The sequence below is a fragment of the Bdellovibrionales bacterium genome (assembly GCA_016716765.1).
Lineage (GTDB): Bacteria > Bdellovibrionota > Bdellovibrionia > Bdellovibrionales > UBA1609 > JADJVA01.
In genome coordinates, this window is the sequence record JADJVA010000019.1 from 1 (window position 1) to 12,736 (window position 12,736).

Here is a 12,736-nt window from a genome sequence, read left to right on the forward strand (position 1 = left end):
ATAGAGAATCGTGCCCTCATTCAGAGGCGGCATGAATTCTGAGCCGAGCTTAAAAACACTGGCAGAGTGGCAAGTAAAAAAGCACAACCGCGCCAGCGACAACCTTCCAGCGCTTTTCCACGGCCCAGTCCACGATTGGTCCATAGTACTTGAAAAGACTTTACCACTGGATGCTCTTCTTCCCGGAATAGGTTTTCCCGACAAGCACAGCATTCCTAATTCGCGAGAGCCATGCCGGTTTTAAAATGTCGAATAGAAAAGTCGTAAAGGCGACTCTTAGCGCCGGATCAAGGGTGATACTCCAAAATCGCTGCGACAATCATGGAAAGGTTTTTTGTATAAGCAAAGGGGCTTAAAGAGCTTTCCTTCTTGGGCTTCCAAAGCAAAAAATCGGAACAAAAGACACGGCAATACGAGGAGAGAGTAGAAGCTCGCGGGACCCACCTCCTTAATGGCCTGAATCACGACTTCTTTGACATCTTCCTTTTCCCGCTCTTCTCCCTTCCTCGATATGTTTGTGGGCATTTTCCACAACCACAATAGCCGCATCCACCATGGCGCCAATTGGCGATAGCGATGCCGCCAAGGCTCAATGTTGGATGAAATCCCACGAGATGCATGGGAATAAAGCTAATGAGTACCGCCAAAGGCAGTGTCATGATGGGAATCATGGCGCTTGGAATGTGCATCAAGAAAATCAAAATCACTAAGCTCACGATAATCATTTCAATAATGAGTTCCGTGAGTTAAGGTACCGACCGCCCTACGAATCAGGTCGGATCTGTCATAGGTAACAACGAGGTCGAGTCCTCGGGAAGGACGCTTTAGTGTCTTCAATTTTCTTTTTAACGGCATCAATGACTTTGTGGTATTTCGCCGTAACGCATAACCACGATTCCACCGACGGCATCACCCTGACCGTCAAGATCGGCAATCCCACGGCGGATATCCGGCCCGACTGTGACCTTAGCTACGTTTTTCACATAAATCGGAGTTCCGGCCCTCGTAAATCGACAACGATATTTCCGATGTCTTGCCGGTTCTTGATATAACCTCGGCCACGAATCATGTACTCGGTGCCGGAAACCTCAAGAAGTCGGGCTCCAACATCATTGTTTCCGGATTTAATCGCCTCGGTAACTTTTGCGAGAGGGATTTTGTAGGCTAGGAGTGCATTCGGATTCACCTTCACTTGATATTGTTTTTGAAAGCCTCCTATGGCGGGAACCTCAGCCACGCCAGGCACCGTTTGCAGAACATAGCGCAAGAACCAATCCTGGTGAGAGCGCAGGTCCGCAAGAGAACGCTTCCCGTCTTATCGACAATTGCGTACTGAAAAATCCAGCCGACTCCAGTAGCGTCAGGGCCGAGTTCGGTGTTTACCTCCTTCGGGAGCTGGGGCGTGATTTTCGACAAATATTCAAGTGTTCGCGATCTAGCCCAATAGGGATCAGTGCCATCTTCGAAGATCACGTAAACATAAGAAAAGCCAAAGTCGGAAAATCCACGGATGTCTTTGACCTTCGGGGCACCGAGCATGGCGCTGATAATCGGATAAGTGACCTGATCCTCGATAATGTCCGGCGACCTGTCCCACTTTGAATAGATAATAACCTGCGTTTCAGAAAGATCGGGAATAGCGTCAACGGGGATTGCTTGCAGGAAAACCACGCGGCGATGGATGCCACCGCCGTGAGCATAAAAACGAAGTATCTGTTTCTAGCGGAGAATTCTATAATTTTCTCAATCAGTTACCCGCCGACTTTCGGCATGCAGTGCTTCATTTGCTCATGCCACTCTTGTCCCTTTGGACACTCGGGGACTTTTGGCTTCTCACTCGCTCCATCACCCTGGTCTTGGGCACCTGCCTGGGAGGAGAGAACACCCTTAGCCGTGACTCTGAGTCCACAAGAAAATTGGCACTCGTACACTTTTCCTCACCAGGCTCTAGACCCGAGCCTATTGCCAATTCGTCACCTGCATAGTGTTTGATAACAACGGTCCGCGGTTCAAAATGGCCGTCGTGTTTACCACAAATGCCCAGGCTTCTTGCCCGAATCAAGCACGGCATCAAAAGGACGACGACTTGCTCTCCAAGAGGGGATAAAATGGTAACATTCACAAATGCTTCCGGACGAAGCAGGGCTTTAGCGTTGGGAACAAGAATACGAACTTTAGCGGTTTCTAGTTGTCGGGTTAATGACTCGATCAACGGAAGCCACTTTTCCAAAGAGTTCTTGACTCAAGCGCACCGCCGGAAATTTTCACCTGCTGACCGGACTCAACGCTTGAGAGATCCATCTCAAAAACTTCCGCATAGATCAAACATTTTCACCCGGCGACGTGATAAGGAGATTTGAACCAGTGGTCGCACCGCCTGAAGAGCGAAGTTTTGCAATCTGCTGATCGGAGAGACCTAAAATTTTCAGGCGAAGTTTAGCGGACTCAACCATTCTGACTGCCGAATGTTTCACATCGGCAATGGGTGCGTCTTTTACTCGCTCCAACTGCCTGATAGCCTCGACATATTCATTTTGTGCCGTATAAAGTTCGGGATCGAACGCCACGCGTCCTGCTGCCTCGACTGACTTAAAGAGTGCTTTCTCTCCACAACACCATATTTCACACCAATCATTTGAATACGATTGTTACTGAGCTGAAACATGGCATGTCCTCGGGAACATGTGCCTGCGACTGATCGGCAGCACTACTACCGAGGGCATCAACCTTGACCAAATCCATTGAGCAAATCGGACATTTTCCAGGACCATCCTTTCTGACCTGTGGGTGCATGGGACAGGTCCACACTTCCTTTGACCTTCGTGCTGGTGGACAATCTCGGACTTATTGTCAGCGCTTTCTTTTTCGTACAAGAAGAAACCCTGCGCCGAGAACAGCCATGAAAATTACAGAAAAAATGAGCTTGAAATTATTTTTCATAGTTTATCCCCATCCACCGGAAGATCGCTTATCGAAGCACCAACGGTTTCTCTAAAGCCGTCAGTGCATCCACAAAACGAGCTAGATTCCTGTAGTAATCAATCCGAACGGAATATAGGGGGCGTTCGGCATCCAAAAAGTTCCTGAAACCCCACGCGTCCGGCACTGTATGCGGCTCGTGACGAATTCAATGCACTCGTGGATTGAGGGATCAATGCCGTTTCATAAATCTTTAAAAGTTTGGCGAGGGTTTCCGCTTTCGTGCCTAAATTTCTCGTATCCGATTCCACCTGGCGCTTTGTTAGCTCCAGGCGTTTTTCGACTTCCATTGCCTTTGCGGAAGCCTGGGAGACTTCGCTGGTTTGCTTTGAAAAACCAAAGCGGAATTGTCATTTCCACGCCGAATGAATAGGCATTATCCGGAGCATTGGCCCAAAAGGCACCGATAGTTCAGCATGAAGTCCGGAAGATAGCTTTGCTTTTGCGAGGCTTCTATTCGTTCCGCCTCTGAAAGCCAAGCCTTCTGTGCTGAGATCATCTTGGAATTTTGCAGAGCGAGTTCTTTGATTTTATCGATAGAAATAGTGATTCTAGGTGTCTTTAAATCATCTTTCGGTAGATCCAGCTCGCTTTCAAGGGTCACGATTGAGAAGTGCGTTGAGGGAAGAGCGTTGGGCCACAAGCTCTTGCGACTGCAAAAGGATTTCGTTCTCGATTTTTGTCTGCTCCACATGGAGCCTTCATTTCGTCTTGCTGAGGTACGGCTCCAGTGGCACGCCTTGATTCGACAATTCTCGCAATTTCACGAAGAGTTTCTTTTTGTGCTTCGAGCAAAGAGGAGATTTTCTTAGCGGAATAGTAGTCAGAATAAAGAGAAAGAGCTTTTTGTCTGATTTCCAGTTTTTTATCGAGAAACTCCTCCTTTCCGGCCTCAGCATTTGAGCTTTGCATGGAACCCATGGAAAAATAGTTTGTCGGGAACATGACCTCCTGGGACAGTGTCCAAGATTGCATGTCGCCCATGACTCTTTGCTCGGCAGTCATATTGGTTTCACGCATGAGACCAACTCGGGGGTTACTCAAAGAATATTTTGAAGAGATGGCTGCGTCTTCAGCATTTGCCCGTGCCTGGGAACTCGCAAGCTCGGGATTGCTCGCATACACGTTTTTTAGAACCTCCAAAGGGGTTAACGTATCGGCGAACGCCGAAAACGACGTGGTGGTAAGTAAAAAAAGACCTATTAGTGGTATTTTCATAGTAGCGATTCCTGCCTGAAGTCCCTGAGGGTGTCTTCAAATACCAATACGAATCGAATTGAGGGTTTGTGACAGGTCATTTATTTTTCTCTTTAAGGAAAGTCTGAGACTTGTCCACCCATTCCAAAATGATTCGTCTTTCTTCGTTTGTTAGGCTGGATTCTCGGTGCAAAATCCAATAGCGAAATGGCGGCATGGAATTTTCCTTGGCGACATCGCCGATCGCCTCTAGGTCTTCGGATGGGACCCCATGCCCCCGAAAGGAAAGTCATTTGTAAAATCCAAGTGCTCTTTAGCCTCCTCGATATCACCATCAATAAGCTGTCTGGCGCCGGGAATTTGTAGTACCAAAGGGTATTGTGTGTTCTGACTGTGGCAGTCGAAGCACTTCTTTTGGAAAATCGGTTTTACTTTGTCTTTGTAAAGCTCATTGATCCGCGAGAGTTGATCATTGGGGGCTTCGCTGGCACCTGCGTCGTTTGAGCGGCGTGATGGTTCTTGTGGGCAAAGGTCGTAGAAGAGAAAATGAAGAGAAACAAAGCGAGTAAGGCGAATTTTTGACTAGATTTCATCACTCCTTCTTTCTAAAAGCGAAAGGCTTGCTCCGCATGAATTATTACGAAGCAAGCCTCAATGCTGTGACAGCCTTGTAAAAAATCTTTTTAATCCGTAAGCGTCCTCCAAGAGGGGAAAGCTACTCCACCTTGTACGTGTAGGACAAATGGACGGGCACTTTCGAAATTTGACCACATTAGGCAGTACTCCTGCTTACTGGTTGGTCTGAATTCTTCCTGAATGCCTGCTACTTCATCTCGCTTCACCGGATAGAAAACGTCTTTGCCCGCATGGTAATGGATATTGAAGTTCACGGGACTTTTAGATTTGAACGAATAGATGAGCTTCTTTGGGGCACCAAGGTCCATGCACTCTTCGTGAACTTTTCCCGGTGGAATATTCTTTTCAATTTCCTTCGCCGCTCCTCTTGTCGACGCAAAGACCACACCTGTGGAAATTATGATAATCAACGGAAAAGCTGAAAAGGAAAGCCTCATTTTAATTCCCCTAAGTCGTCCCTAATACAGGTGGCCTCTACTGCGCGTGACAAGCAATCGAAGTATCATGTTTCATGCAAAGATAGTTAAACTCCATATTCATGCCGTCATGGGATACATAGATTTTTACCTTTGAGTCTTCCCCTGAATTCCAAGCCTTGTAACCTGTAAAATGGGGAATATGGCTTGGATTATTCTGCTTAAAATCGTCAAGGGCGGAGGCAGCCGCCGCCTGCAACTCGTCGATCGAAAATGCAGCCATAGCAGAGGAGCCGAACGCTAACAGAGAAAGACCAAGAATCGAGCTGAACAGATATTTTTTCATAAGAGTGCCCCAAAGTTGAAGCTCAATTGAGAGCCAGATTTCTATAAAACCTTAATTTAACTATCGCTCATGGATCGGAAAGTCAATATACCCGTGTGGGGTATATTGACCGAGGCGTTTCGCCCATAGTCGTCACAGCAAAAGCGTTAAAAATACCCCTATGGGTATATCTGGACAAACTCCCCAAAAACGCTACGTTCACGCCGGATTTAACCAGAGGAATGAGTTTCATGACAAAAAAATCCGTTCAAAATCATCCCTGCTACACGCAGCACATCAAGAAACTGAACCGAGTCATCGGGCAACTTGAAGGCGTTAAGAGAGGATGATAGAGGATCGACGCTATTTTGCCGACATTTTAACGCAGACTAGGGCCGCAGCTTCGGCGTTAAAGAGTATTGAGATCGCTGTTCTTGAATCCCATCTCACACATTGCGTTTCAGATGCCATGGCGTCCAATAGTCACACTAAGGCAATGGCCAAGGTTGAGGAACTCGTCGATTTAGTGAGACGTTTTTGAAGAGAGCCGGTTTTGGGGGTCTTTATGGAAAGAATGATTCGACTGCTAGGATTATGCTTGGCGTTTGCCATATCGACTCTAGCCATTGCTCAGCCGCCCCACAATCATGAAGGAACCGGCAATAATCGCGGAGAATTAAAACCGGGCCGCTACGTCGGATGGATTGCGCTTGATGGGCGAAATGAGAAAATCGCCGTCTTAGCAGAGTTTTTTCTTGAATCACCGACGATTTAAGGAATTTCCCGCGTCTCGTTGCAAGCGTCCGCCTGGGTCTTGGTGGTTACAATAGTCATGAGTACATCACGGAGACATTCAAAGACCTGAAGTATGATTTTGATAATGGAAATCTCACATTTGATGAGCGTGATCGTGACCTTCTCATGACCACAAAGATCTATCAGCAAGATGGGCGAGCAAAAATTGTTGGCCAAGTGTTTGTCCGAACTTCTGCAACAACGGGCACGGTCGAACTCCTTGAAGAGTCGGATGAGCCGGGAGACGATGAGGACTCCGTGCCGTCAATTCAACCTGAAGTTAATGCTTCCCCATTTATTCCGCTTTAGACGCGGCCAATATGAAGGCGATTGCAATGGAAACGGAGCAGCTCTACAGGTTCAGACGGTTCGTGGTCTTCAGGCCAATGAGTCCGAATCCAGAGGCAGTGGTCTTGAGCGCCACTATGGAATTACTGCGAGGCTTGCATTTAAAAATGACAGTTTCTGTGGCGACCTACCATCCGATCGCTGGTGTACGAAGTTCCATTTTAAGAGAGGATCTTATAACTTCTACCTTGGAAAACTGAATCTACAGGGAGAGCAGTCATCGGAAGAGTGCCGGGTTAAGTCTGGTGAGATTACCTGCCGCATTCGCACTTTCCGTGAGTTACTCACTTGCAAATTTACAAAGAAGCAAGACGTCGCCCAAGAGGCTCGGTTTTTCACGAGACGATATAACCTATTTCCTACGGAAGAGCAGAATCAAGATTTGCCGCCTCCGGCACCTCCTCTCAACGAAGCCCTTTCGACAGCCCTAAGAGGATCATTCTTTGGATACGTTCACAATGAGACAACCGATGTCTACTTTCCCGTTCGGCTCGATGTCTTCCCCTATTCTTCAACGGACAATCCTCATAATCCCAACCAGATGATGATTAGTTCGACGGCATCCATATATTTGGGCGGTGCCGGATCAGAATCCATTGTTACACAGAGGTATGAGCCACGCTCATTTTATATTCGTCCAGGGTTTACACTTTCTGGTCCCGACGCGGACTCGTTCTTTTTCGATAGTCGAGTGGAAAAGGGTTATGTGCGAGGAGTATGGTATTCCCCCACGAGTTTGGAAAAAGTCGGAACAGTTCAGCTTGTTAAGGGGGCGCTACCGGCTCTTCCTAAAGAAGCTAAAGTGCTTCCCTCGTTTGCAGGAGAATTCAAACGAACTATCCCGCGCAGCCAGATCTCCCAGTGGATTCGATTTATTTTTCCAGCGCAGCCAAACTATCTAACGGATCATTTGATTCGATTTTCTGGCTCTTACCAGGCCGCGGTGGGAACCACTCCGATTCGCGATATTGAAAAGGGTACATTTGATCCTTATACAGGAAGAATCGGTTGGCTGATTTCAAAAGACGATGCTTCCACATCCGGTAGTGGATACATCGATACTGACGCCGCACATCTCTTCTTTCCTCCGAGCCCGATATTTGGCGTTGTGGCTAACTCTTATATTTATGAACGCTTTGAACGGGAGGTGACAAAATGATTAAACTAAATCTCGATCGTCGTTCGTTTTTATCGGCACTTGGTTTGGCATCTCTTCCGATCTTCGCGTCGTCAGTGGCCAGAGCCAAATCGTCTGTTGCAGCATCGGCCCTTGGTCTAACGGAGAACACTTTGTCAAACTATGAAACCCGAGCCTCTTCGGGCTACTTGCCGGTAGTTACTCCTGGCATCTCGACCCTGCCGTATGAAATGGACGGCAATACAAAGGTGTTTAGACTTACCGCACAGCCCGTTACAACTTTCTTCCAGGACACGAGCGATCCCCACGGGATGAAAAAGGCGCCCCATCAACGGCTGGGGATATAATGGATCAATCATCGGCCCAACGATTGAAGCGGTCGAAGGGGATCATGTCCGAATCATCGTGGAAAACCAATTGCCAGAGCCAACTACGGTGCACTGGCACGGCCTTCATGTTCCCATTGAAATGGATGGCGTTACGGGATTTTCGCAAGAGCCGATTCAGCCGGGCCAATCATTCGTCTATGAATTCACGTTAGAACAGCATGGAACCTATTTTTATCATCCTCATTTCATGGGAGCCAAACAAGTAGGGCTTGGTATGAGCGGATTTTTCATCATTCATCCCCGAAACCCTCAGCCTCACCAGACTGTCGATCGCGACTACGCCTATTTCCTGCAAACTTGGATGATCCACCCAGGAAGCCCGATCCCCGATACCATGGAAATGACGGAGTTCAACTACTTCACCATGAATGGAAAACCTGCGCCAGATATCATCCCAATGCGGGCGAAGTCCGGAGAGCGGGTTCGCATACGTGTAGCAAATCTAAGTATGCTCACTCATCCTATTCATTTACACGGCCATAGTTTCCGGATCAGTGATTGGGGAGCTGGTTTCTTGCCCCCACATCAGCAGATTTAGCTAACACAACCGATATCAGCAGCGCCGAAGTTCGCGTCATGGACTTCACGGCGGGCAGGAAAGGCAAGTGGCTTCTCCATTGTCACTTCATGCACCACACGATGAACGACATGCATCGAAATCCAATTCTCGGCGGTGGAGTGAGCCACGCTGCCCATGAAATGGGCGGCATGCATACTTGGATTGAGGTGACGTAAATCACCGACTTAAAACCCTGTTAGGCGACAATCAATTTTGGCCACTTTTTTGTTCGGCGCAAATTAAATTTGGCCAGTTGGTGACGCAGATGTATCTACATCTTGTTTGGCTGTCAAACTTGTTTCCAGGTTTTTATTTTTTTCAAGAGATGCTTGGTTCTGCTTTGCGAAGGGACCCCCGATCACGATGATCAGGGGAACAGGGTGTCTGAGGGGATAGAGTCCCTCAGGTCAGGATGACGTTTTGATGGAGGGCTGTACTTTCTTATCCGCCAGAGTTGCTTTTATTTTTGTTCTTTTTTTTGCCTCTTCCGCTCTCCAACTCGGGCCCTTGATGTTGAAGGTTTCGCATTTATGAATGATTCGATCGATGGCAGCTGCTGTGTTTAATGGATTAATAAACACCCTGTCCCATTCGGAGAAGTGAGATTGGTGGTAATCAAAACGCTTTTTTCGCTCTGCTCTTAGCGATAAAATTTGGAAGAACAGATCCGCTCCATCTTGGGTTTTGGGCAATGTATCCAAGCTCATCGCAAAACCAGCAGGTCGTACCGGTCGAGGCGTTTGAATAGGTGTTGCAGCATGAGATTTTTTGCTTCCAGCATTTGTTCAATCAGGCCGTGAGTCGAGACAAACAGGCAGCGCACATTCTTTTTACTAGCTCCTTGATGAGCGCGATCCCTAGATGCGTTTTCCCGACCCCCAAAGCTGCCATAAAATACAATGTTGGATCCGTCTCGAACAAAATCGCCTTTTGCGAGACGTTTAAATTCTCCTTCGGTGATACCTTCTCTTTGGGTAAAATCGAAGTGTTCGATCCGCTTCTCCAGAGGAAGTTTGGCCTCTTTACTTAACCGCTTAATTCTTAATTCGTATTTGCTGTTCAGCTCCTCATCGACAAGGCCCGCCAGATATTGCTCATAGGTCAATCTGCCCTTTTCCGCAGCCCGCGAGGCTTCGTTATAGCCTTCGGCCATGGTTGGCAAATTCAGCTGTTTTAGGCCATTGCTGAGTTCTTCATTTGTCATCCGGTTACTCCTTGTTGGTTGGGAATGAGTTGATCATAATCTTTTAAATTCGGACTTATCGGGGTTTGGCCAAACCGTGTGCTGAGATCGATTACCAATGTCTCAGGCCTGCGCTCGACAAGAAGCAGATCTTTGACTTCCATGAAGATGTTCATCACGCCCACAGGCTGGCCAAGAACAATTTCTAGCGCACATTGGATCTCGCTTAACGGCGTGTGATGGATGAGATTCATTATACGTAAAAACTCGCGTTCGGATGCCCCAGGATGGTTCTCTTGGCTTTTGAGCCGACGATAAAGATCCCTGAATATTTTCTCTGGGAATAAAATTTCACGGTGTTTCCATCGGATCATCGCTTGTGGCTTGCGGAGAAGGCTTTTTTAAAATATGCTCAAGCTTTATGCTATGCTCACCCTCAGACATTCGAGGATGGACAACGATGACATCACTGCCCTTGCGCGTGATTCGTGTCTCAAAAGCACCAGCCACGACTCGGCACTCCTAATCCGATCCATGCATCCGCAACTGAGTAAGTGGTCTTGGCGACGCGAACCGTGCCATGCGGAGACGCACGAGTCTCTTCCACGCGGCAAAGCACATCCTCGTCTCGCGGCAACAGCGATCTCAACTGACCACACTCTGTTTTCAGCAGTTCAGTGACGGCTTCGCTTTGCTCCTGTTCACCGAAGGGCCTCGAGCTCGACGTTGAGGTGGAAAAATCCCGGAACCTGATCCCATGAACATTTACGTGATTCCTAAATCTCCTCGACCAGGTTTGAATGTCACGCTCAACATCACCTTTTTCATTGCCTCGGCCTGGAGAGCAGGGAAGAACTCCAAAATCGTAATATTTAATCGCCCTATTAAACGCATCCGTGTAGTCACGGCCGCCATCTTTTTTCACCCGCTTCACGCATGGACTTAAGTTGTCGATTCGAATATTTTTGTTTGACCACCAATTTTTCAAAAAATGAATGGACGCCATCCATGAAACATTCATAGGTCTTGTGTGGAAGCCCTTGATGACGCAAGCGTTAGAAAACGGCAAAGTACCAAAAATGTAAGTGCGCAATCACCGGGCCCGATAAAATGGCAGTTCGATTGATTCTTTAAAATCAAACTGTGCCTGCTCGCCAGGGGTATACTCTTGCTCAAAAAGCGCTCTTTTGGTTTTCCCTCGCACACGATTTCATTCGCCTTTGAATCGTGCGTTCGCTACCCAAATAGCCTAGCGGACGAATCAGCGCATAGATCTCGCCGAAAGTTCCGGGGCGATAACGAGCTTCCCCGAACAAAACCCTCAAACTCGGCAAGAAATCCTGCCTTGAGGAGTGGATCTTGGTCGATAGCATGGGGGAGCTGTCGATTTGAGGTACTTGCGCACAGTCTTTCGATCAAGATCAAGCTCCGCGCAATCTTGGACTTGCTCTCGCCAAGGTGATCAAGAGCTCTTATTTTATGAAAAATATCCATTGTTATCACCGGCTAAAGCCTCCTCAGTCCCGTCGTGGGACACGAGGAGTGATAATGCAGCCTCGGCTCCAACGCCAAGGTGGGGAATTTTAATTGGCGCGCGACCGACCTCGCAATTTTCCCAATGCCTCCAGCACGTTACCAAGATTGCCAGAGTCCAATGTTTCCAAAAACTGCCAAACCTTGGAATTGCCTGAACCGCTCCAGACATCCAAAGCAACGCGAATCAATTGTTTCTCGCCGCTCGAAAAACACGCGGCATGCTTGCTCATTTCCATCGCCTGAAAGCGAATTCGCTGACGTCTGTCTTCGAAAAAGAAGCCCAACAGGTTGGGATGACTATGGAAATTCACCGCAATCACTTCGTGAGTAAATCGATCGGGATCCGTAGCCGATTGCCAGCCATCCATAAAGGCCTCCTTTGGCCCCGCCTCGGCGGGGAAAAGTGGCCAAATTTAATTTGTGCCGGTGGCCCTTTTTAATTGGCGGCTAACAAACCCGGACTGGCAAGGAGGATTAAGTGAAAACATTTGAATTCAATGTGAGTGGCATGAGCTGCGGAAGCTGCGTCCAGAAAATATCTGACGTACTGTCAAATCAGGACGACGTCTTTGACGCTACCGTCAGCCTGAAAGCTCCCAACATCCGCTTCAGTTCACCAAGGCAATTTGATCGAGAGGCAATCGACCAAATACTCTCCCCATTGAAAAAATACGAAATCCTCCCTCCGACCACTATAGCGTCACAAGAGAAAAACCTTCTTAATACCGTGGCGGTGTATTGGCCGCTCATACTCCTTTTTCTACTGAGCGCCGGCATTCCTGCTCTCCATGTGGCGAGAGGTGATCTTGGATTTGATCAGTGGATGTACGAATTCATGGGAATCGTTTTAGTGGCCCTTTCCTATTTCAAACTGCTGGATTTACCAAAATTCGCAGAAGGATTTGCAACTTACGACCCCATTCCAACGAGGCTGCGCGCATATGGCTATGTTTATCCATTTTTGCAGCTGTCCTCTGGTGTCGCTTTTTTATTGGCGCTTTCAGTGCAGCTCGTATCTATACTGGTGATTTCATTTTTATCGGTCACGACTTATGGAGTAGCGAGGGCGCTAATAGAAAAACGTCAATTCCAGTGTGCGTGCCTAGGCACAGTTTTTAAACTACCGCTTACGAAAGTGACCATCATTGAAAATACACTTATGATCGCCATGGCGATTATGGTGCTCATGTAAAAGGGAATCCTCGGATGTTGAAACTGATCTATTTTGGAGGTGC

20 protein-coding genes and 2 pseudogenes are annotated in these 12,736 nt (G+C 47.7%); 8 read left to right on the plus strand and 14 right to left on the minus strand.

What is annotated here, in order from left to right; genetic code table 11:
* Positions 1-160: 160 nt before the first annotated feature.
* From IPL83_08690 to IPL83_08725, 8 genes and pseudogenes are all read right to left on the minus strand, one after another.
* Positions 161-1,751 (minus strand): annotated as a pseudogene (locus IPL83_08690) (efflux RND transporter permease subunit).
* Between the two features lie 570 nt (positions 1,752-2,321).
* Positions 2,322-2,567: an efflux RND transporter periplasmic adaptor subunit gene (locus IPL83_08695; GenBank protein MBK9039220.1), complete on the minus strand. Its 246-nt coding sequence runs from the start codon at positions 2,565-2,567 to the stop codon at positions 2,322-2,324.
* A gap of 471 nt (positions 2,568-3,038) precedes the next feature.
* A pseudogene (locus IPL83_08700) lies at positions 3,039-3,320 on the minus strand (TolC family protein).
* Between the two features lie 259 nt (positions 3,321-3,579).
* A complete protein-coding gene (locus IPL83_08705) occupies positions 3,580-4,197 on the minus strand; it encodes a TolC family protein (protein ID MBK9039221.1) in 618 nt (205 codons plus the stop codon).
* Between the two features lie 76 nt (positions 4,198-4,273).
* Positions 4,274-4,420: a heme-binding domain-containing protein gene (locus tag IPL83_08710; GenBank protein MBK9039222.1), complete on the minus strand. Its 147-nt coding sequence runs from the start codon at positions 4,418-4,420 to the stop codon at positions 4,274-4,276.
* Between the two features lie 5 nt (positions 4,421-4,425).
* Positions 4,426-4,752, minus strand: coding sequence for a heme-binding domain-containing protein (locus tag IPL83_08715; GenBank protein ID MBK9039223.1), 327 nt, complete (start codon positions 4,750-4,752; stop codon positions 4,426-4,428).
* Between the two features lie 107 nt (positions 4,753-4,859).
* On the minus strand, positions 4,860-5,249 hold the full coding sequence (locus IPL83_08720) for a hypothetical protein (protein MBK9039224.1): 390 nt from the start codon (positions 5,247-5,249) through the stop codon (positions 4,860-4,862).
* A 37-nt stretch (positions 5,250-5,286) separates the two neighbouring features.
* Positions 5,287-5,574 (minus strand): hypothetical protein, encoded by a 288-nt coding sequence (locus IPL83_08725; protein MBK9039225.1) that lies wholly within the window; start codon positions 5,572-5,574, stop codon positions 5,287-5,289.
* A 325-nt stretch (positions 5,575-5,899) separates the two neighbouring features.
* Here IPL83_08725 and IPL83_08730 point away from each other — a divergent pair, with 325 nt between their 5' ends.
* The 7 genes from IPL83_08730 (at position 5,900) to IPL83_08760 (ending at position 8,958) form a co-directional block, all read left to right on the plus strand.
* Positions 5,900-6,094 (plus strand): metal-sensitive transcriptional regulator, encoded by a 195-nt coding sequence (locus tag IPL83_08730; GenBank protein ID MBK9039226.1) that lies wholly within the window; start codon positions 5,900-5,902, stop codon positions 6,092-6,094.
* 24 nt (positions 6,095-6,118) lie between these two features.
* Positions 6,119-6,328, plus strand: a complete 210-nt coding sequence (locus IPL83_08735) for a hypothetical protein (GenBank protein MBK9039227.1) — start codon at positions 6,119-6,121, stop codon at positions 6,326-6,328.
* A gap of 146 nt (positions 6,329-6,474) precedes the next feature.
* Positions 6,475-6,657 (plus strand): hypothetical protein, encoded by a 183-nt coding sequence (locus IPL83_08740; GenBank protein ID MBK9039228.1) that lies wholly within the window; start codon positions 6,475-6,477, stop codon positions 6,655-6,657.
* Positions 6,632-7,855 (plus strand): hypothetical protein, encoded by a 1,224-nt coding sequence (locus tag IPL83_08745; GenBank protein MBK9039229.1) that lies wholly within the window; start codon positions 6,632-6,634, stop codon positions 7,853-7,855. Before IPL83_08740 ends, IPL83_08745 begins: the two co-directional genes overlap by 26 nt.
* On the plus strand, positions 7,852-8,181 hold the full coding sequence (locus IPL83_08750; GenBank protein MBK9039230.1) for a hypothetical protein: 330 nt from the start codon (positions 7,852-7,854) through the stop codon (positions 8,179-8,181). The genes IPL83_08745 and IPL83_08750 overlap by 4 nt, the downstream gene beginning before the upstream one ends.
* A 70-nt stretch (positions 8,182-8,251) precedes the next feature.
* On the plus strand, positions 8,252-8,761 hold the full coding sequence (locus tag IPL83_08755) for a multicopper oxidase domain-containing protein (protein ID MBK9039231.1): 510 nt from the start codon (positions 8,252-8,254) through the stop codon (positions 8,759-8,761).
* A 38-nt stretch (positions 8,762-8,799) separates the two neighbouring features.
* Positions 8,800-8,958: a multicopper oxidase domain-containing protein gene (locus IPL83_08760; protein ID MBK9039232.1), complete on the plus strand. Its 159-nt coding sequence runs from the start codon at positions 8,800-8,802 to the stop codon at positions 8,956-8,958.
* Between the two features lie 231 nt (positions 8,959-9,189).
* Here the strand turns inward: IPL83_08760 and IPL83_08765 are convergent, their stop codons facing one another.
* The 6 genes from IPL83_08765 to IPL83_08790 all read right to left on the minus strand — a co-directional run bounded on the left by IPL83_08765 (position 9,190) and on the right by IPL83_08790 (position 11,869).
* On the minus strand, positions 9,190-9,483 hold the full coding sequence (locus tag IPL83_08765; protein ID MBK9039233.1) for an ATP-binding protein: 294 nt from the start codon (positions 9,481-9,483) through the stop codon (positions 9,190-9,192).
* A 2-nt stretch (positions 9,484-9,485) separates the two neighbouring features.
* Positions 9,486-9,986: an ATP-binding protein gene (locus IPL83_08770; protein MBK9039234.1), complete on the minus strand. Its 501-nt coding sequence runs from the start codon at positions 9,984-9,986 to the stop codon at positions 9,486-9,488.
* Positions 9,983-10,339, minus strand: coding sequence for a hypothetical protein (locus IPL83_08775; GenBank protein MBK9039235.1), 357 nt, complete (start codon positions 10,337-10,339; stop codon positions 9,983-9,985). The genes IPL83_08770 and IPL83_08775 overlap by 4 nt, the downstream gene beginning before the upstream one ends.
* Positions 10,317-10,475, minus strand: coding sequence for a hypothetical protein (locus tag IPL83_08780; GenBank protein MBK9039236.1), 159 nt, complete (start codon positions 10,473-10,475; stop codon positions 10,317-10,319). The genes IPL83_08775 and IPL83_08780 overlap by 23 nt, the downstream gene beginning before the upstream one ends.
* The gene (locus tag IPL83_08785) at positions 10,459-10,971 is read right to left on the minus strand and encodes a hypothetical protein (protein ID MBK9039237.1); all 513 of its coding nucleotides are present in this window, start codon (positions 10,969-10,971) and stop codon (positions 10,459-10,461) included. Before IPL83_08785 ends, IPL83_08780 begins: the two co-directional genes overlap by 17 nt.
* Positions 10,972-11,548: 577 nt before the next feature.
* Positions 11,549-11,869, minus strand: a complete 321-nt coding sequence (locus IPL83_08790; protein ID MBK9039238.1) for a hypothetical protein — start codon at positions 11,867-11,869, stop codon at positions 11,549-11,551.
* A 110-nt stretch (positions 11,870-11,979) separates the two neighbouring features.
* Between IPL83_08790 and IPL83_08795 the strand changes: the two genes are divergently transcribed.
* Positions 11,980-12,693, plus strand: a complete 714-nt coding sequence (locus IPL83_08795) for a cation transporter (protein ID MBK9039239.1) — start codon at positions 11,980-11,982, stop codon at positions 12,691-12,693.
* Positions 12,694-12,736: the final 43 nt, after the last annotated feature.